The organism is Phenylobacterium sp., from assembly GCF_036563285.1.
Lineage (GTDB): Bacteria > Pseudomonadota > Alphaproteobacteria > Caulobacterales > Caulobacteraceae > Phenylobacterium.
This window is the reverse complement of sequence record NZ_DATCMR010000010.1, coordinates 140505-158904: the sequence shown is the minus strand read 5'-3', so window position 1 is coordinate 158904 and position 18400 is coordinate 140505. Positions and strand designations below refer to the sequence as shown.

Here is an 18400-nt window from a genome sequence, read left to right as displayed (position 1 = left end):
CTCGCCCAAATGCAAACCGCTTTTCATCTCTGCTAGAAGCGATGTCATGAGCATTTCCGAAACGCGCAACGCTATTGAAGGCCTGGCGCCAATCACATTCGTCGGGAACGCCCGCTGCTACCACACCATGGATTGGTATCGGGCCGTACTGAAAATCGTCGACGGCCGTGTTTCAGTCGATTTCCTCACCGACCTTATCAATAGTGAGGGGCATCGTGTCCTTGTCTCGGATTCAGATAGGATCACCCGTCTTTTCATTATCGACCGTCTCTTATTTCCAGTTCAATCGACTGCCGGTCACACGTGGCGGAATATGGTGAAGCTTGCGGCCGCACCGCTGCAGGCACTAGCCCTCCGACGTTACTACACGGCGCACCGTCACCACCGCTATCACGCCCATACTATGTACTACATGTTAGTATGTTGGCTGGCTGGCGTTCCATTCATTGGAACGCCCCAGGGTAGTGAGGTTCTGGTCCGGCCCTTCAGATCGAAATTCTACAGCGCCATGGCAAAGCGCCTTTTCAAGGCGGCAGACATCGTGACAGTCGATTCGATTGCAATGCGGGACGGGGTCGAGCGTTTGGCGGGGGTGACCCCCATCGTAATCCAGAACGGCGTCAACGTGGCCGCGGCGACGCCGAACGGAAGTCGGCCCCGAACGCGCGTTGTCTCCATTAGAGGGATGGCGGAGCTCTATCGAATTCTGGAGATTGCAGTCAGCCGGAACGCGTCTTCATCAGCGACGCCGCTCGACTTCATCTATCCATTATGGGACGCCGAATACCGCGCTGCTGTCGAGAACGTCCTCAAGAAGGGCGATATCGATCACGGACGTATGGAACGCGCGGAGATGTACCAGCTCCTGCATTCGGCGCTCATGGCGGTGTCTATTCCTCGAAGTGATTCATCACCTCGAAGCGTTTACGAAGCGATCTTCGCGGGGGCCGCCGTCGCGACGGTGGACGCTCCGTGGATTGAGACTTTGCCTGACTGCATGAAGGCCAGGCTGGTAACGGTCGATCTGGAGGATCCCGCATGGTTCGCCAGAGCACTCGACAGCGCCGCCTCCATAGTGGGGACCCCCTATGTCCCATCTACAGCTGCAATTGAGACGTTTTCGCTGGAGCACAGTATGCGCAATGCGGTGTCACTTCTTTACGGTCAGCCGCGCCGCGGAAAAGCCCTCAACCCCGACACCCTGCCTTTCCCATCGGCGGCCTAGGCCAGAGCCGGCTAGCTTCGAGCACCATGAGAATCGCCTTTTCCATCACCGACATGTCGGGCGGTGGTGCGGCGCGCGTCGCGGCCGTGCTGAGCAACGAGTGGCAGGCAATGGGCCACGAGGTCCATCTGGTCACGTTCGAAAGTCCTGGGACGCCGCCCTTCTTCAAAGTCGACGATCGCGTCGTCCGCCATCAACTCGCTGCCGTTCGTTCTGGAGGAGGCCCACTAGGGTTTGTGCAAGTCAACGTACAACGCGTGTTCCGAGTTCGGCAGGTATTCAAGACCATCAGGCCAGATATATCGATTTCATTTTTGCTCGAGGCTAACGTCGTCTCGGTGCTCGCCGCACGCGGCTTACAGATCCCAACGATTGTCGCGGAGCGTAACCACCCGGGCCACCATCGCCTGCCACCCCTCAAGGCTGCACTTCGCAAGATCCTGTACGGCTGGGCGGACGCCGTCTGCGTCCAGACCCGGGAGATTGGCGATTGGTTCGCGCGGCACGCGGGGCTGGAGACAACTGTGATTCCGAATCCCGCGCCGCCGCCAGCTAGGGACCGGCTCACCAAAACCGAGAGTGCGTATTCGCGGCGAACCGTCGTCGGGTTGGGCCGCCTGGAGCCACAGAAGGGTTTCGACCGACTAATCGACGCGTTTGCTGTGGTGGCGGCGGACCATCAAGACTGGGAGCTCGTAATCTACGGGGAAGGCGCTGAGCGGAAGAGGCTGGAATCGCAAGTTGAGCGGCTCGGATTGGACGGCCGAATCGTCCTCCCTGGCGTTATAGACAGACCAGAGACCCAACTGCAGCAGGCCGACCTGTTTGCGCATACTGCACACTACGAGGGCTATCCGAACGCCATCATTGAGGCTGCAGCTGCCGGACGATGTATTGTCGCGATGGACAGCCCTGGGGCCGCGCGCGAGATCTTGGAGGAGGACGATTGCGGCGTCTTGGTCCCCGATGGGGACATCAAGGGGCTGGCCTCGCAGATGTCGCTATTGATGCAGGCGCCTGAGGCCAGGGCGGCCTATGGCGCGCGCGCGCAGGCACGCGTCGCGCGACTGTCACCTCCGACAATAGCGCGCGAATGGATCGATCTTGCGCGGCAGATCAGGGCATCCATATGAAACTGGACGAACGGAGCTTTGACAGCATTCCAGCGACCATGGCCATGCGCGGCGAGCATCCGATGGCGGCGGTTGCCGGTATCCCCCGACGGCTCGGGGTGCAATTCCCGCAGCAGAGATCAGCTCGGTCGAACGTGCCTGTCAGCTTATTGAGCGTTCATGGTTGCTCTCGCGGGCTTGGCACCGTTCGTGCTAGAGTTCCGAAATGACTGATTTGCTCTCAGCCGACAACCACTTCGCCTTCGGAGAAAACTGGAAGTCCTTCGCCAGTACCATCGACCGGGACCGAATAGCAAAGTCCGACGCCGGGGTCCGCAAGCTGTTCGACCCGAGCGACCTGGAGGGGAAGCGCGTCATTGACATCGGCTGTGGGTCCGGTCTACCGGCCCTCTCGCTGCTTCGGGCAGGTGCGGCTCACGTAACCTGCATCGACATTGACCCGAACTCAGTCGCCGCGACGAAAACCACGCTCGGCAGATTTGCTCCCGCCGACCGGTGGTCCGCCGAGGTTGCCAGCGTGTTCGAGTTAACCGGCGAATTTGACGTAGTTCACTCCTGGGGCGTCCTGCACCACACCGGCGACATGTGGCGAGCCATTGACAGAGCTAAGTCCCTGGTGAAACCGGGCGGCCTCTTGGCGCTCGCCCTTTACGAGAAATCGCCATTCTGCGGGATGTGGAAAGTCGAAAAGGCCATCTATTCCAAGTCCCCCGCCCTCATTCAGAAGGCCGTAGCGGCAGCTTATAACGGTCTATTGTGGACCTACTACAAGGCAACTGGGAAGAGTCCGCCCACGCCGGAGCGGGGCATGGACGTACAGCACGACGTCCACGATTGGCTTGGCGGTTATCCCTACGAGTCCTGCACGCTGGAGGAGCTTCGCCGAGCCCTGCCGTGGACGCTGGTCCGCCACTATCACAATCCGGTTAAGCTGGGCTTCTTCGGGACGGGATGCAGCCAGTACGTGTTCAAAGCGGACTAAAGTATGCCACGCCAGCGGAGGGGCTGACATAACATGGGGGCGGTCCCTGCCCGTGGGAATCGCGGCCGACACGTAGCAGCTCTATTGCTCTTTTCTCTCCGCCGATTAATCCGGTGGAGAAGTTGAGCGGCGAACCCGGCCGCGTGGTCGTCAAACACTGAAGCCAGTCAAGACGACGGTCGGAACGAACTGTGGATGGCGGCTCCGGTGAGCGGAAAGCCACCGGGCGACTGACACGCCTAGCGAAGCGCTGAACTCACGCCGCCGCCTCGGGTCGGCAGTAGGACAGCAGCACCGCGTGGTACTTGCCGTTGAAGACGAAGAAGGTGCCGGCCGCCGCGCCGCAGGTGCCGACCTGATCGATCAGCGCCGCGAAATGGTCGACCGACCCCGCGCCGCCCACGAAGGTCAGGGGCCCGCCGGTCGCCTTGCGGACCTGGGCGGCCAGGTCGAGGTCGTAGCCCTCCATGGTTCCGTCGCGGTGGATCGCGTTGATGACGATCTCGCCCGCCACCTCCCCGAACGCCGTTAGCGCGTCCTTGAGGCTCATCTTGTGGGCCTTCTTGCCCCGATGCGTGTAGAGGCGGTAGCCGCCGAACAGATCCTTGTTCACGTCGAGCGTTACGCAGACGCTCTGTCGGCCGATCTCCTGAGCGACCTCCCGCACCAGCGCCGGCCGCTCCAGGGCCGCCGAGCTCAGCGAGATCTTCTCGAAGCCCATGGAGGTCAGCCGCGCGGCGGTGGCGACATCCTTGATCCCGCCGCCGTAGCACAGCGGCATCCGGGATTCGGCGGAGATCTCGGCCAGTAGGTCGAAGTCGGGCGACCGGCCGCTGATCGAGGCTTCGACGTCGAGCAGGATGAGTTCGTCCACCTGCTTCTCGTTGAATATCTTCACCGCGTTGACGGGGTCGCCAACGTACTTCCACGGCTGGAACTTGCGGGTGTTGATCAGGTCCCCGCGCTCCATCAGCAGGCACGGCGCAATCCTCGAGCGGAGCATCAGACGAGCTCCGCGAAGTTCTTCAGGAGCCGGGTGCCGTTGGCGTGGCTCTTCTCGGGGTGGAACTGCACCCCGAACACGTTCCCGTTGGCGACTGCGCAGGGGAGGTCCCCGCCGTACTGGGTCGTCGCCAGGATCTCGCGCGCGTCGGCCGCGTCAAAGAAGTAGCTGTGCAGGAAGTAGAAGCCGTGGGCGAGCTCGATGCCGTCGAAGAGCGGCGACGCGCCCTTCAGGTCGAGCGAGTTCCAGCCCATGTGCGGCAGGTACGGCGGCCGGTTGAGGCCGCTGGTGTCGATCTTGCGGACCTTGCCGGGGATCCAGCCGAAGCCCGGGAGTTCCCCCTCCTCGCTGCCGTCCGAGAGGAGCTGCATGCCCACGCAGATCCCCAGCAGCTTCTTGTTGGCCCCTTTGACCTGGCGCTCGAGCTCGGCCTTGAAGCCCACCTCCTCCAGACGCGCCATGGTGGGATCGAAGGCGCCCACGCCCGGCAGGATGTAGCGGTCGGCGCTCACCAGGTCGGCAGGTTCGGACACCACCTTGTGCTCGACACGCAGCGTCGAGAGCACGGCGGAGATCGCCGCGACATTCCCGGACCCGTAGTTCACCACCGCCAGCATTGGCCGCTATCTCTTGATCGCCCGCTCCACGCCGATGGCCTTCAGGACCTTGGCGCCCAGGTCGAAGACCCAATGTTGATTCCGATAGTCCCTGTAGCTGCGGATCGGCAGCGTGTGGAACTCCATGAATTCCGCCGTCGAGATCTGCAGCTTCTTGGCCACATAGACAATGTCGTCCTGGATGGCGTCCACATCGTACGGGAGGCGGGCCAGCAGCTGCAGCGCCTCCTCGCGCTCCATCTGGCCGGTCAGGATCAGCGACGAGTACTGCACCCGCCGCGTGTCGTAGCCGAACCGCGTCGGCAGCCAGAAGCCCTCGAAGAACCGCGTGAACCGGCTCTCGAAATGCTTCTGCGGATAGCTGCGCCAGCCGTAGCGGCTCGACAGCGTGTCGATCGCGATCTTCTTCGAATAGGGCATGGAATTAAGTGGGCGGAGCATCTTCACGCCCTTGACGTACGGAAGGTACATCTTGTGGAAGAAGATAGAGCTGAATGGATAGTCCTTCAGCGGCATGGTGCCGAACTGCCCGTGAATGTCTTTGATCTGGGCTAGGTCGGTCCCGTAGTACAGCCACTCGAGCGGGTTGCGGACGCACTCCGTGGAGTAGTTGCCGCCGTTCATGATGTACGGGACATCATGCTTGTTGGCGTAGTGATAGAGCGTGGCGACGAAGGCGTGGTCCTGCGGGATGTCCAGGTGCGGCACGCCTGACCGGAAGAAGGCGAGCTGCAGGTCGCGCATCTCGCGCCAGTTGATCACCTCGGTGTAGAGGTCCAAGCCCAGCCCATCGACCAGCGTCTGGATGTTGCTGGTAGCCAAGTCGGTGTTCCAGCCGCCGTCGACGTGGAACACCAGCGGCCGCAAGCCGAACTGCTCGACGAGCATGTGCAGCATGTAAGAGCTGTCCAGGCCGCCCGACAGGCCCAGGATGCAGTCGAAGTCCTTGCCGCGCCGGTTCTCCTTGATCTTGTCGATGGTGGTCTGGAGCTCGGCCTGGGCCTCCGGGCCGACATGCCAGTTCGGCTTCACGTCACGCTCGAAGGACCGGCAGTGGTCGCACACGCCGGCGTCGTCGAACTGGATCTGCTCGTCGCTGGTGTCCATCACGCACCGGGTGCAGATCCGGTACGGGCGCGCGCGCGCCTTGTCGCTCACCGGTCGCTGGTAGTGCTCCTCGATATATTCTCGGGAGACGAAGGGAACTTGGTTCATCAATGAGGCTCGCAATGCTCCGGCCGGCGCGCGTTAGTGCGCACGCCCATTCGGCCGGCTTATGAGGCCGATTGCGTCCACCACGACCTTGTTCAGGAACGCGTTGGGATCGAGGCGCTTGAATTGACGGTGTCCGACCAGGAACAGCACGATGTCGCTCTCGCGCTGTGCTTGGCCAGGATCGACCAGCCGGACGTTGCCGCGGCCGGCAAGCGACGGCGGCAGCTCCTTCACCGTGGGCTCGCAGACCAGCACGTTCAGCCCGTCCACCGCCGCCAGTGCCTCGACGATCTCCAGCGCCGGGCTCTCGCGCAGGTCGTCGACGTCGGGCTTGTAGGTGATGCCGTAGCAGGCGACGACGGCGTTCTTGAAGCGGTCGGCCAGTCGGGTGACGCGCTCGATGATCCGGTGCGGCTTGTCGTCATTGACGGTGCGCGCCATCCGGATCAGGCGCGCCTCGTCCGGGGCAGAGTTGACGATGAACCATGGATCGACCGCGATGCAGTGCCCGCCGACGCCGGCGCCCGGCTCCAGGATCGCGACCCGCGGGTGCTTGTTGGCGAGTTCGCGCACCGCCCAGACGTCGACCTCGAGCTTGTCGCAGATCATTGACAGCTCGTTGGCGAAGGCGATGTTCACGTCCCGGAAGGCGTTCTCGCTCAGCTTCACCAGCTCGGCGGCGCGGCTGTCGGTGACGTAGCACTCTCCGGTGACGAACTCCTGGTATAGGTCCAGCGCCTTCTGGGCGCAGCTATCGGTCAGGCCGCCGATGATGCGGTCGTTCTGAACGAGCTCGCGGACCATCTGGCCCGGCAGGATGCGCTCGGGGCAGTGGCAGACGGCCACCTCGGCCTCTACCATGTCATCCTTGTAGCGCGGGAAGGTCAGATCCGGCCGCGCCTCGCGGAGCACGTCGGCGACCATCTCGGTGGAGCCCACGGGCGAGGTGGACTCCAGGATGACTACCGAGCCAGCCTTCAGCGTGGGTGCGATGGCGGCGGACGCCTTCTCTACGTAGCTCATGTCGGGCGCGCCGCCGGGGCGTACGGGCGTCGGCACCGCGATGATGTAGTAGTCCGCCGTCTCAGGCGCGGTGGCCGCGCGAAGTTGGCCGGTGGTCACGGCGGCGGTCAGCAGCATCTGCAGGTCCGGCTCATGAAAGTGCGCCTGGCCGGCGTTCACCGCATCGACGACGCGCTGGTTCACGTCATAGCCCACGACCTCGTGGCCGCGGCTCGCCAGCATGGCGGCGGTGGGGAGCCCGATGTAGCCCAGGCCTACGACACAGATCTTCATGCAGCTCTCTTGGTGCGCGCGTACGCTTCGATGATGTCGGCGATCTGTGTCGCCGCGGTGCCGTCCCCGTAGGGGAAGACCGAGCGGGCCCGGCCGGCGTAGTAGTCGGGATCGTCGAGCAGGCGGAAGACCTCGCCGGCCATGAGCACGGGATCGGTGCCCACGAGGGAGACCACGCCCGTAGCCAGCGCCTCGGGTCGCTCGGTGACCTCACGCATGACCAGCACGGGCTTGCCCAGCGCGGGACCTTCCTCCTGAATGCCCCCACTGTCGGTGAGGATGACGTCGGCCCGCTTCATGAGCGCGACCATCTGCACGTAGTCGACAGGCGGGATCAGGTGGACGTTGCCGAGGCCGCCACCAAGCCGCTGCGTCACCACATCTTTCACCTGCGGGTTCAGATGGACCGGATAGATGATCTCGACGTCGTCGCGGGCCGCGATGCGTGCGATGCCATCACAGATGCGGTCGAAGCCGCCCCCGAAGCTCTCGCGCCGGTGGCCGGTGACCAGTACGAGCTTCCTGCCGGGCGAGAGCTGGACCGGCAGCTCCGCCAACGTCGAGGCGTCGACCCGCTCGGCCATGTACAGCAGGGCGTCGATGCCGGTGTTGCCGGTGATGGCGATGGTGCGTTCGCGCGGCGATTCCCGGCGCAGGTTCTCGGCCGAGACCTCCGTGGGTGCGAACAGGAAGTCGGCCACCGCGTCGATGGACACGCGGTTGTATTCCTCCGGCCAGGGTCGGGCGATGTCGTGCGAGCGCAGGCCGGCCTCCACATGTCCGACCGGGATCCGGGCGTAGAAAGCCGCCAGGGCCGCGGCCATCGCCGTGGTGGTGTCCCCGTGAACCAGGACCAGGTCCGGCTTCTCCGCGTCGAAGACTTCGCCCATGCGGGCCAGGACGCGGACCGTGATGTCGGTGAGGGTTTGTCCTGCGGACATCAGATCGAGATCGATGTCTGGCCGTTCGCCGAAGGCCCCGAAGACCTGGTCCAGCATCTGGCGGTGCTGGCCCGTGGTCGCCACGACAGTATGCAGCGAGCGCCGGGCGCGCAGCGCCTTGACGACCGGCAGCATCTTGATCGCTTCGGGCCGCGTCCCGAAGACGAGAAGGATTCGACCGTGCATTCCGCCCCGTTTCACTCCGGCGACCCCGCCGCCGCGCCCGCCAAGCAAGAGGCGTGCCCACCCCGCCGCGCCCGTTGTCTCGCCTTGGCACGGTCCTATGGCCAAGCGGCCGTCTCAGGTAAAGCCGCGGGCGCGCTGTACGACGGCCGGACAATAGCCGCTACGCCCGTCTTCAGGGGAAGCGACCCTTCAGCGCAGACCTAAGTGAACCTTGGCCCGAGCTCAGACTAGAGCCGGACGGCCCGTCGCTAGGACGCCGAGGAAGATCATCCACTTTAGGCAGCCGACGGGTTATCACGGTCCCGCACCTCTTGTTGTGATCACACGGGCAAGAGGTGTTTCGCGGTACCATCCCTCAAGCCGGGCACTTCACGTTCTCCAATACCCACAAGCGCTTAGGACCTTCAGGTCCCGCGCCTTTTATCTTGCCATCGGTCTGTCACGGGTTCGAACCCCCCTCTGGCGTGGGATTCAGAGGGCTATGCGCCCAGGGCGCTGCTTTCCGCTTGGACTGAATCTTAGCGCCATCCCCGCGAAGGAGCTGCGGCGCGAGCCGCGCGACATAGGTGCGGGTTTCCTGAGGCAGCGATCGTCCGGCGAGGTACTGCAAGTAGCGGGCTGGACCTGCATTGTACGCAGCCAGGCCGCCGGATAAGCCGAAGCGCGCCACCATCTGGCGCAGATAGTCAGCGCCGGCGGCAAGGTTGTCGGATACATCGAAGGGGTCGGGACCAAGCGCCAGCCGCTGCTGCTGCTCGCGCCAGGTGCTCGGCATAAGCTGCATCAGGCCCATCGCTCCTGCCCGCGAGGTCGCAAATGGATTCCCGCCGCTCTCCGCGGCGACTACGTATCGGATCCACTGTTCAGGGAGACCTGAGGAGGCGGCAGCCGCTGCAAAGGCCCGGTCCAACTCAGTGTCGGAAGTGCGCACCGACTGCGCGTGCGCCGAGCCCTGCACGAGCAGCGCGAGCGCGACGGACGCACCCGCCGCGCGCCTCACGGCGACCAAATCAGCGTCGCCCGACCGACCACCTGCCGCACCCGCGTGACGCCGAGGTATCTGCCGTCGAGGCTGTAGGGATCCGCATTGATCAGGAACAGCTCGCCCGGTCGAAGCGTGCGGCAGCCGGCCCACATCGGCAGTGCTCGCCGCCACCGATCGGCCTCTAGGGCGAACGCAGCAGGCTTCCCGTCCACCGTCACGACATGGCTTTGCCGGCAAATCGTCTGCCCCTCCACCGCCGCGACGGACTTGATGAGAAGCGCTCCCACCCGCAGGTATCGTCGGTCCGCTAGCCAGTGCGCAGTCCGTGGATCAGGCTGGATGACCGCCCAATCTCCGCGGCCCAGGGACGCATGGCGCTCAATCAGCCAAAAGCCGAGAGGCGCACTGGACGTGGTGTTCCAAACCACCACCGGCGGCCCGTCGACCATCGGGGACGCTCCGATGGCGGCCAAACCTACGGCTGCCGAGGTGAGGACGGCGCGCGCAGTCATCCCGCCCGCCCCTTCCGCAGCAGCCACGCACGATGGCGTTTGGCGCCATAGGCCCTCGGCTTCAGGCCCGCTTCGACACGGCTGGCCACGTGCCGCCAATACTCAGGCGCACAATCACGCGGATCGACGCCGGCGGCCTCCACCGCCTCGATGGCCTCGAGCACCTTCTGCACCTTCGGCCAGCCGAAAACGTGCGCGAACACCTCAGCGCCCGGCGCAACGAAGGGCACGGTCGTGAAGGCTTCGCCGATGGGCACAGCACGGAGGATGTCGATGCGCGACTGCAGCGTCCCGTGCTCACCGGCCTGCCAGCGCACGAGTGCAAACAGCTCACCGGGCGCAAAGCAGACGACACGGCGACGCCGGTTGATGATCCGCTCGTCTGTCCAGCGTCCGAAGCGGATCCACCGCTCCATGACGCCTTGGTGGAAGACGAGCTCCACCTCGGTGAGCATAGTCAGAGCTTTCGATAAGCCGGAGCGACAGCAGCATGGCGCTTGGCCGGCAGCACCACTCCCCTCCCCTCATCGCTTGTGGATGCACGCGTGCCGCGCTGCGCCCAGTCCTCCAGGTCCGCGAGCGTGTACACCACACGGCCACCGATCTTGCGGTACGTGGGTCCGGTGCCATGATCGAACCCGAGCTCCCGCGTCACCTCGCTGAGCAGGCCCGTCAGCTCACCCATGTCCGCGGCGCGGCCGGCGCGCTCGACGAACACCTGGGCGTCGCTGAAGGCGCTCACGCGCTCCGACAGCTCCCTGACCGATCAGGAGCCCAGGAACTGGGCAAACTGTAGTCCCCTCCCGGTTTCGAGCTCATCGGTGGAACACCGGCGCGCCGTCCAGCACGTGCCCGAACAGCACCCTGACCACCCGGGTGTCGCAGCGGCCGACCTCAGCACGAGACTCCACCAGGCGAAGCCAGTTGGAGGCGCTCCGAGTGTCGCGATGCCAGGACCAAAGGGCGTAGTCCCAGCGCCCGGCCAGCAGCACCGCCTGGGTCACGAACGTATCCTCCCGACACCAGTCCTCGAAGGCGTCGGTGTCCGCAGGCTCGACGCTGCGGAGGCTTACGTAGCTGAGCAGGCAGATGCTGTTCCCCAGCCGCTCCGGACAGACCACGTGCGCCCACCGGGCCAGGCCGCGCGCCCTCAGCTCCGAAAGCTGCTGGCCCACGGCCCTCACGCTCCATCCGAGCCGCGCAGCGACGGCTTCCGTGGACTGCCCGCGCATGGCGGCGCACGCCACCAGCCGCTGCGTCTTCGGCCGGAGCGGCGGCGTTCGCATGCGGGCAGGCATCCGCTGCAGCAAGTCCCCTCCACCCGCCGGCGGAGCTCCGGGCGCGGCGGCAAGAGCCTCCAGCCGCCGCGCCCGCAGCCGCCGGCGCCAAGACACTGGCGAGCCACGACACCCCGTCGGGTCTGAGTGGGCGCCGGGCTCACGGATTAAGACGTGCGAGACGCCGGATTCCGCACCGGACGGTCGGCGATAAGACACGGCCCGGGCCCCGGTCCGTCGTCCGACCGACTATCCCAGCACCAGGGTCGCGAAGGTCGCGCTGAGGACCAGCACGAGCAGGCAGATGGGCAGGGCGAAGACGCCCCATCCGGTGGCCTTGGCCTCCAGTGCGTTCCCCAGCTTCAGGGTGAGCGAGGCCTGTTCGGGAGGCTTGTGTTTGGGAGTGTTTGCCATGGGAGCAAATTAGAACACACCATGAACATCCCAAAAAAATAGCGACATCTATTTTTCGTCGGAGAGCAGCGCCTTGAAGTCAGTCTCGATGCGCTGGATCACGTCCGACCACTCGGCCAGTCGCGTCTGCCGGTAGAGGCGCATGGACGGGTACCAGGGGCTGTCCGCCCGGTCCGTCATCCAGCGCCAGTCGGTCTCCACGCCCGACAGCATCACCCAGCACGGCTTGCCCATGGCTCCGGCGAGATGCGCCATCGCTGTGTCCACCGAGATCACGAGGTCCAGCTGGTCGATGATCGCCGCCGTGTCGGCGAAGTCCTTCGCGCCGGTCTGGGCGGGATCGAGCTCGATGATCTGCGCCGGCAGCGCGCGCAGCCGCTCCGCCCATTCGGGCGGCAGCGACCGGTTAGGATCGTTCATGTGTCCGGGATTGCCTCGGGTCACGAGCCCGACCTTGAATCCCTCGCCCAACGACGGCCAAGCGCTCACCGGCCGCAGGTACGGCGCGTTCGGAACCGTCTCGACCGTCGCCCCGCAGCGCCAGGCCAGCGAGCAGGTCATCACCCAGTAGTCCGGGTCGGGGAAGTCCACCGCGCCCTCGGCCCCCAGAGTCCGCACCCCCAGAGAGCCTTGCAGCAGCCGCACCAGCCCCGGCCGGCAGAGCAGCGTCACGTCCGCCCCTCGGGTCTTCAGCAGGACGGCAAACCGCGCGAACATGATCTGGTCGCCGAAGCCCTGCTCCGGCCAGATCAGCACCCGCTTGCCCTTCACATCCTCCCCGCGCCACTCGGGCTGCGGCAGCGCCGGCTTGGCCATCGCCGGCAGCTCGTGCCGCGCTTCGTAGAGCTCGAAGCCCTCGGGGTAGCGCCCCTGCGCCAGCACCGCCATCGACAGCAGTCGCCGCGTCGCCGGCAGACTGGCGTCGAGCGCCAGCGCGCGCCGAAACGCCGCCTCCGCGTCCGCAGGCTTGCCGAGCTGCCGCTTGACGACGCCGAGCCAGTGGAAGGCCTCACCCGAATGCGGGAAGCGGTGGGCCGCCTCCTCGTAGATGCCCTCGACCTCCGACAGGTTCGCGACCCCGCGCTTGGCCGCCTCGCGTGCAGCGCCGATCAACTCCTGCAGCGATGGTTCGGCGCCGGGCATCTGCCCAGACTTACGAGGCCGGGCCCGCCCCTCGCAACCGCCGCGGCCGTGCTAATGGGAAGGCATGAAGTTCAACCTGGGCTGCGGCCGGCGGAAGATGGCCGGCTACATCAACGTCGACGCCGCCCCAGAGTGCGAGCCCGATGAGGTGTTCGACCTCGAGAGCACGCCCTGGCCCTGGCCCGCGGGCTGCGCCGAAGAGATCCTCTTCATCCACGCCCTGGAGCACATGGGCCGCGACCCGCGAGTGTTCCTCAAGATCATGCAGGAGACCTGGCGCATCGCCGCAGCGGGCTGCCGGGTCACGATCCACGTCCCGCACCCGCGCCACGACAACTTCATCGACGATCCGACCCACGTGCGTCCGATCACGCCTGCCATGCTCTCGCTCTTCGACCGCGAGCTCAACGACCGCTGGGCCGCCGCCGGCGCCCATTCGACCCCGCTCGCCCACTACACGGGCGTCGACTTCAGGACTGTCTCCGTCCAGCTCCTCCTCGAGGAGCCCTACGCCACCCAGCTTCAACGGGGCGAAATCACCCCCGCCGAAGCCGACCGCCTGGTCGCGACGCTGCACAACGTCGGCAAGGAGTTCCGGATCGTGCTGGAGGCCCGCAAATGACGTTGGAGCCTAATGCGCTGCAGGCGACGTCTGTGCGTAGCGGGCCAAGCTGACGGCCAGCGCCAGATGCCCGCGGTCACCGCGCGCTATGTCACATCCGATCTCCCCAAATCGGGTAAACAGGAGATCCCATGGGTCGCGATTCTCACCCATGACGTACGGGCGAACCCGACGACCCTCTGAAGCGTGACGCCAGACGTTGTCGAGGCCCCCGGCCCCTCCAGGTCGGGGGCTGCGCGCTCCAGGGGAAGTTCCACCGGCCTCTTCGTCTGAGAAGGTCTTCCGGCGGCATCCAATTGATCGGGTACGAACCTTATCCCGTTTAGCGTCCTGGACGCCCCAAACCCAGTTTGAGCCACAACTTCGGGTCTGTCCGCCCTCCACCTGCCCGTGCATGATGGCGAGCGGGAGGACCCTCCATGCCCACCGTGACGGAGCCAGGCCGTAGAGCCGCCCAGTACGTCCGCATGTCGAGGGAGCACCAGAACTACTCCCTGGAATTCCAATCCGCGCACAATGCCGCCTTCGCCGCCGAGCACAGCTACGCCCTGGTGAAGACCTACGAGGATGCCGGCGTGAGCGGCCTGCGCCTGAAGGGCCGCCACGGCCTGAAGCAGCTGCTCGCCGACGTGCTCGGCGGCTCGCCGGGCTTCAATGTGGTGCTGGTCTATGACGTCAGCCGCTGGGGGCGCTTCCAGGACATCGACCAGGGCGGCCACTACGAGTTCATCTGCCGTGAGGCCGGCGTGCAGATCCTCTACACGGCCGAGCCGTTCCGCAACGACGGCAGCCTCGGGTCGACCATCGTGAAGCACGTGAAGCGGGCGATGGCGGCAGAGTTCAGCCGGGAGCTGGCCTCCAAGACGTCCACTGCCCAGCGGGGGCTTTCCTACAAGGGCTTCTGGGTGAACGGGCCGCCCGGCTACGGCCTGCGTCGGGTTGCGGTCGACCCGGACCGCCGGCCGCGCTTCCACATGGAGAGCGGCGAGCACAAGGCGCTGCGCGGCACCCGCACCATCCTCGTCGCGGGGCCGGAGGAGGAGGTGCGCACGGTGAGACGCATCTACAGCCTGTTCCTCGTCCATGGCCTGCGCCTGGGCCCGATCGCGGCGCTGCTCAACCGCGAGGGCATCACGGCCGAAGCGGGTCACAAATGGACGCGCTTCCGGGTCAGGGAGGTGCTCAGGAACGAGAAGTACGCGGGCGCCCTGCAGCGCAACAAGACCAAGGGCGCGCTGGGCAGCCGCCACCGCGTGCCGAGGAGCCAGTGGGTCCGCGTGCCGAAGGCCGTCGAGCCGATCGTAGACGCCGCCACCTTCGCCGCTGTCCAGGCCCAGTTCCGGCAATGCAAATCCCGCAACCCCACCGACGCCGAGTTGCTGGACGACCTTCGCATCGTGCTCCGCGACCACGGCCGGATCAGCCACTCTCTGATCGATCGCCATCCGCAGACCCACTGCGCCGCAGTCATCTCTCGGCGCTTCGGCGGCCTGGTGAACGCCATGGCCCTCGTCGACGCCGAGCCGACCCGTTCCCAGCTTGCCGCCTCCCTGAAGGCCAGGGAGGTCCGCCCCTGCCGGTTCCGCGACCACCCGGTCCCTCTGGCGCCGGCCGAGGCGCTCGAGGCGCTGCGTGGACACCTGGAGCAGAATGGCTCGGTCAGCACGTTCAGCATCGACGAGGATTCCGCCCTGCCCGGTTCGAACTGGTACAGGCGCACCTTCGGGAGCATGTCCCGGGTCTACGAGCTGATCGGGTACGAACCTCCGCCGGCCCAGCGTCTTCGGCTCGACCTCGCCCGCAACCGCAGGACTGCCGGCGCCGAGCTGCAGGCTTCCCGCCGCCCGTGACGCGGCAAACGCAAGGCCGTTGATCCTGCTTTCCGCCCGGGTAATAAACCGCCATGGCGCCGAACACCTACACGGCCTTCGCCGGCCACCGGCTGCTCGCCAGCGGCGAGCCCGCCAAGGTGGCGGCCGCCGCCCACGCAGCCTTGTCGGCGGGCGAGTCCCGCGTCCTGATCTTCAGCGACGCCACCGGCGAACAGGTGGAGCTCGATCCCACCACCGCGACGCCTGCGATTGCGATCCAGCCGCCCTCAGCACCGGTGAAGCCGGGCCGGGGCAGGCCGAAGCTTGGCGTCACCGCCCGTGAGGTCACGCTCCTGCCGCGGCATTGGGCGTGGCTGGCGACCCAGCCCGGCGGCGCGTCAGCGGCGCTGCGCCGCCTGGTCGAGACCGCCAGTCGAAGCGGAGCGCAGACGGATCTTGCCCGTGCTCGGCAGGACGCCGCCTATCGCGTGATGACGTCCCTGGCCGGCGATCTGCCGGGCTATGAGGAGGCGCTGAGGGCGCTCTTCAAGGGCGATCGCGAACAGCTGTCTCAAATCATCTCGCCCTGGCCGAAGCCCGTCGCCGAATATGTGCGGCGACTGACGCCGGCCTAGCCGGACGTCCCCACACCCAGGTCACTCACTGACCACCTGCCGGTTGACCGTGCCGGTCGCCACGGCGGCTTCGGTGAAGCGCAGGTCATCCCACTGCTTCCGCGAATAGAGCCGGGTCTGATCGGCGTAGTGTTTGGAGCCGGAGTTTGTGGACTGGGAATAGGTCAGTAGTCCGCGGCTCACCGGACCCTTGTCGGTGAACTCCACCGCCATGACCCAGCTCGCGCCGTGGCGGATCTGGGTCCACCCGAGCTCCGGCTTCAGTTGCTCCGGCGCGACGGTGATGACGTTGAACACCCCCTCCCCGCCGGCCCCTCCGTGGATCGGCACGAGCTCGCCGCGTCCCCGGTCGTCTCGCTGCACGTCGCCCAACCGGGCGTCGAGCGGGATCTTCAGCTCCGCCAACCGGTCGACCGCCTTCTCCAGCGCCGCCAGCACGGCCGGGTCCGAACTATCCAGGGTGTGGGGGGTGCCCACCGGATCGACCGGATCGAAGGGCGTCCTGAACTTCAGCCCGCCGTTCTCCGCGAACAGGTGGAAGAGGTGCGCGCCTCGGCTGTCGAGGTCCACCTTCAGGTCCCACCGGGCGAGAGCCTCGCAGGCCGGCTGCAGCTTCGCGCGACCCGACGTCCGGCAGGCGGTCACCAGCTCGTCGCGCGTCAGCTCGCCGCCGTAGTGGCGGTTGCCGAACATCACCTTCTGCAGCGCCGCCAAATCGAACTTGCGCCCCTCGAGCCCGTCCGTTCCCTCCACACGGCGCTTCACCTGGTCGAGGCCGAGCCGCGTGCGCAGGCTCCGCGCCGTCCCCTCGTCACCCCACACCCGGCTGTAGCCCGTCAGCGGCTGCTCAGGATTGGTCAGCCAGTAGCTGTCGTTGCTCTGGGTGACGTAGTCGGTGCGGAAGAGCTGTGGCGCGGCGCGAGCGCCGAACATCCCGGGCGCCGTGGAGTCCGCATCGGTCCGCCAGTCGCAGGCCGCGCGCGAACCATCCAGCACGGCGCGGCGGCCGCGGGTCCACGCCTCGCGACCCACGTCGGAGACGATGCAGGCCTTCGCCAGCTCCTCCGGCACGTTGGGTATCATCCCCATGTCGCCGAAGAAGGCCTCGCCGCCGGCGTCCACCGCCGTGGTGTTGAAACGATATGACTGCCTGGCGGCTAGCACCTTCTGCAGCTCACGCACGGACCTCGCCTGCCAGACGGCCATGTACTGGTCGACGTCACGCAGGCCCACGGGCGCCTGGCGCAGAGCGAAGGCGCGCTCGGTCGTCCAGGGGAAGGTGCTGCTTAAGACGACGGGCCCATAGCGCGTCGCGTAGAGCGTGCGCGTCACCGGCGGCCCGTCCTTCACCGCGACCGTGAAGGTCTGCCGCGTCATCGGCTCGTAGCGGCCCTCGTACAGGTAGCGGGTGGGGTCGGCAGGATCGAGCTTCAGCTCGAAATAGCCATAGCGGCTGGCCGTCGAGACCGTGTTGCTCCACGCCACATGCTCGGTATGCCCCATGCGGATGAGCGGCATGCCCACATAGCTCACCCCCACCACGTTCAGCTTGCCGGGAATGGTGAAGTGGGTGCGGTAGAACCGGTTCACCCCGGTCCACGGATAGTGCGGGTTGCCCAGCAGCACGCCGCGCCCGGACTTGGTCACCTCCCGGCCCAGGCCGTAGGCGTTGCTGCCGAGCCCCGTCTCTTCCTCCAGCAACCGGGCGTCCGCGGGCAGCGCCGCCTGGCGCGCGCTCGAGCCGGGCGGTTGCGCAGAGCCGACCGGCGCGAAGAGGCCATCCACCGTCTGGCCCACATACATGTGCCGCCAGAAGTCGATCTCGGTCAGCGGGCGGACCCAGCCCGCCCCGCGGCAACGCGGGTCGTCGATCTTCGCGACGCCTGTCTCCCGAAGGTAGCGGTTCACGCCGGCCACATAGCCTCGCGCCATGGCGCGGGCGTCCGGTGACGGGGTGTCCACCGACCCAGGAGGGCCCGCCAGCAGCCGCTCCACATCGCCCTTCGCAAAGGCCGCACGGTGGTAGAGGTCGCTCATGATGTTGGCGTCCGCCGCACCGGCGCCCAGATGGCGCGCCCGCTCGCCCGAGACGGTCAGGATGCGGTCGGCGATCTCGCAGATGTTGTCCTGGGCGCTGGCGTATCCGTAGCCGTAGCCGATGCTCCCAATGTCGGCCGCCTTGATGTGCGGCACGCCTAGGGCCGTACGGCGTATCTCCGCCGAATAGGTGGCGGCTGCGGCAGCTCCACACCACCCTACCCCTGTCACTCCCATCACGGCCGCCGCAGCCAGGAGCCCAGTCCCGCGCCAAGGCGCACGTCGCCACCCGATCTGGATCATTGGCCCCTCCCCGAGCACCCTGCGGGGAGCGTGTTCCAGCGGCTGCGGCGCGTCAATCATGGG

At 66.4% G+C, this 18400-nt stretch carries 19 protein-coding genes; 6 read left to right on the top strand and 13 right to left on the bottom strand.

Annotation, left to right across the window (positions count from 1 at the left end; translation table 11 throughout):
- The first annotated feature begins 46 nt into the window (after positions 1–46).
- The 3 genes from VIL76_RS10420 (at position 47) to VIL76_RS10410 (ending at position 3340) form a co-directional block, all read left to right on the top strand.
- A complete protein-coding gene (locus tag VIL76_RS10420) occupies positions 47–1225 on the top strand; it encodes a glycosyltransferase (RefSeq protein ID WP_332044957.1) in 1179 nt (392 codons plus the stop codon).
- Positions 1226–1251: 26 nt separating this feature from the next.
- Positions 1252–2358 carry a glycosyltransferase family 4 protein gene (locus VIL76_RS10415; RefSeq protein WP_332044956.1) on the top strand — a complete coding sequence of 369 codons (1107 nt, stop codon included), beginning with the start codon at positions 1252–1254 and terminating at the stop codon, positions 2356–2358.
- A 205-nt stretch (positions 2359–2563) separates the two neighbouring features.
- Positions 2564–3340, top strand: a complete 777-nt coding sequence (locus VIL76_RS10410) for a class I SAM-dependent methyltransferase (protein WP_332044955.1) — start codon at positions 2564–2566, stop codon at positions 3338–3340.
- Positions 3341–3596: 256 nt separating this feature from the next.
- On the opposite strand, the gene VIL76_RS10405 is transcribed toward VIL76_RS10410, so the two are convergent.
- From VIL76_RS10405 to VIL76_RS10350, 12 genes are all read right to left on the bottom strand, one after another.
- Positions 3597–4343, bottom strand: a complete 747-nt coding sequence (locus VIL76_RS10405) for a HisA/HisF-related TIM barrel protein (RefSeq protein ID WP_332044954.1) — start codon at positions 4341–4343, stop codon at positions 3597–3599.
- Complete coding sequence (hisH, locus tag VIL76_RS10400; protein WP_332044953.1) at positions 4343–4960, bottom strand: imidazole glycerol phosphate synthase subunit HisH; 618 nt, start codon at positions 4958–4960, stop codon at positions 4343–4345. Before hisH ends, VIL76_RS10405 begins: the two co-directional genes overlap by 1 nt.
- A 6-nt stretch (positions 4961–4966) precedes the next feature.
- Positions 4967–6175 carry an N-acetyl sugar amidotransferase gene (locus VIL76_RS10395; RefSeq protein ID WP_332044952.1) on the bottom strand — a complete coding sequence of 403 codons (1209 nt, stop codon included), beginning with the start codon at positions 6173–6175 and terminating at the stop codon, positions 4967–4969.
- 33 nt (positions 6176–6208) lie between these two features.
- On the bottom strand, positions 6209–7471 hold the full coding sequence (wecC, locus tag VIL76_RS10390; protein ID WP_332044951.1) for a UDP-N-acetyl-D-mannosamine dehydrogenase: 1263 nt from the start codon (positions 7469–7471) through the stop codon (positions 6209–6211).
- Positions 7468–8598: a non-hydrolyzing UDP-N-acetylglucosamine 2-epimerase gene (wecB, locus tag VIL76_RS10385; RefSeq protein ID WP_332044950.1), complete on the bottom strand. Its 1131-nt coding sequence runs from the start codon at positions 8596–8598 to the stop codon at positions 7468–7470. Before wecB ends, wecC begins: the two co-directional genes overlap by 4 nt.
- A 439-nt stretch (positions 8599–9037) precedes the next feature.
- Positions 9038–9529, bottom strand: coding sequence for a lytic transglycosylase domain-containing protein (locus VIL76_RS10380; protein WP_332045008.1), 492 nt, complete (start codon positions 9527–9529; stop codon positions 9038–9040).
- A 65-nt stretch (positions 9530–9594) separates the two neighbouring features.
- Positions 9595–10095 carry a S26 family signal peptidase gene (locus VIL76_RS10375; protein ID WP_332044949.1) on the bottom strand — a complete coding sequence of 167 codons (501 nt, stop codon included), beginning with the start codon at positions 10093–10095 and terminating at the stop codon, positions 9595–9597.
- The gene (locus VIL76_RS10370; RefSeq protein ID WP_332044948.1) at positions 10092–10550 is read right to left on the bottom strand and encodes a DUF2840 domain-containing protein; all 459 of its coding nucleotides are present in this window, start codon (positions 10548–10550) and stop codon (positions 10092–10094) included. Before VIL76_RS10370 ends, VIL76_RS10375 begins: the two co-directional genes overlap by 4 nt.
- 2 nt (positions 10551–10552) lie before the next feature.
- The gene (locus VIL76_RS10365) at positions 10553–10837 is read right to left on the bottom strand and encodes a DNA-binding protein (protein WP_414695429.1); all 285 of its coding nucleotides are present in this window, start codon (positions 10835–10837) and stop codon (positions 10553–10555) included.
- A gap of 73 nt (positions 10838–10910) precedes the next feature.
- Complete coding sequence (locus tag VIL76_RS10360) at positions 10911–11381, bottom strand: hypothetical protein (protein ID WP_332044947.1); 471 nt, start codon at positions 11379–11381, stop codon at positions 10911–10913.
- Between the two features lie 240 nt (positions 11382–11621).
- Positions 11622–11786, bottom strand: a complete 165-nt coding sequence (locus tag VIL76_RS10355; RefSeq protein WP_332044946.1) for a hypothetical protein — start codon at positions 11784–11786, stop codon at positions 11622–11624.
- Between the two features lie 48 nt (positions 11787–11834).
- Positions 11835–12929, bottom strand: a complete 1095-nt coding sequence (locus VIL76_RS10350) for a glycosyltransferase family 9 protein (RefSeq protein ID WP_332044945.1) — start codon at positions 12927–12929, stop codon at positions 11835–11837.
- A gap of 64 nt (positions 12930–12993) precedes the next feature.
- Between VIL76_RS10350 and VIL76_RS10345 the strand changes: the two genes are divergently transcribed.
- The 3 genes from VIL76_RS10345 (at position 12994) to VIL76_RS10335 (ending at position 15997) form a co-directional block, all read left to right on the top strand.
- Complete coding sequence (locus tag VIL76_RS10345; RefSeq protein ID WP_332044944.1) at positions 12994–13551, top strand: hypothetical protein; 558 nt, start codon at positions 12994–12996, stop codon at positions 13549–13551.
- 419 nt (positions 13552–13970) lie between these two features.
- Positions 13971–15401, top strand: coding sequence for a recombinase family protein (locus VIL76_RS10340; RefSeq protein WP_332044943.1), 1431 nt, complete (start codon positions 13971–13973; stop codon positions 15399–15401).
- Positions 15402–15454: 53 nt separating this feature from the next.
- Positions 15455–15997, top strand: a complete 543-nt coding sequence (locus VIL76_RS10335) for a DUF2239 family protein (protein ID WP_332044942.1) — start codon at positions 15455–15457, stop codon at positions 15995–15997.
- Between the two features lie 21 nt (positions 15998–16018).
- On the opposite strand, the gene VIL76_RS10330 is transcribed toward VIL76_RS10335, so the two are convergent.
- On the bottom strand, positions 16019–18271 hold the full coding sequence (locus VIL76_RS10330; RefSeq protein ID WP_332045006.1) for a penicillin acylase family protein: 2253 nt from the start codon (positions 18269–18271) through the stop codon (positions 16019–16021).
- Positions 18272–18400 lie beyond the last annotated feature (129 nt).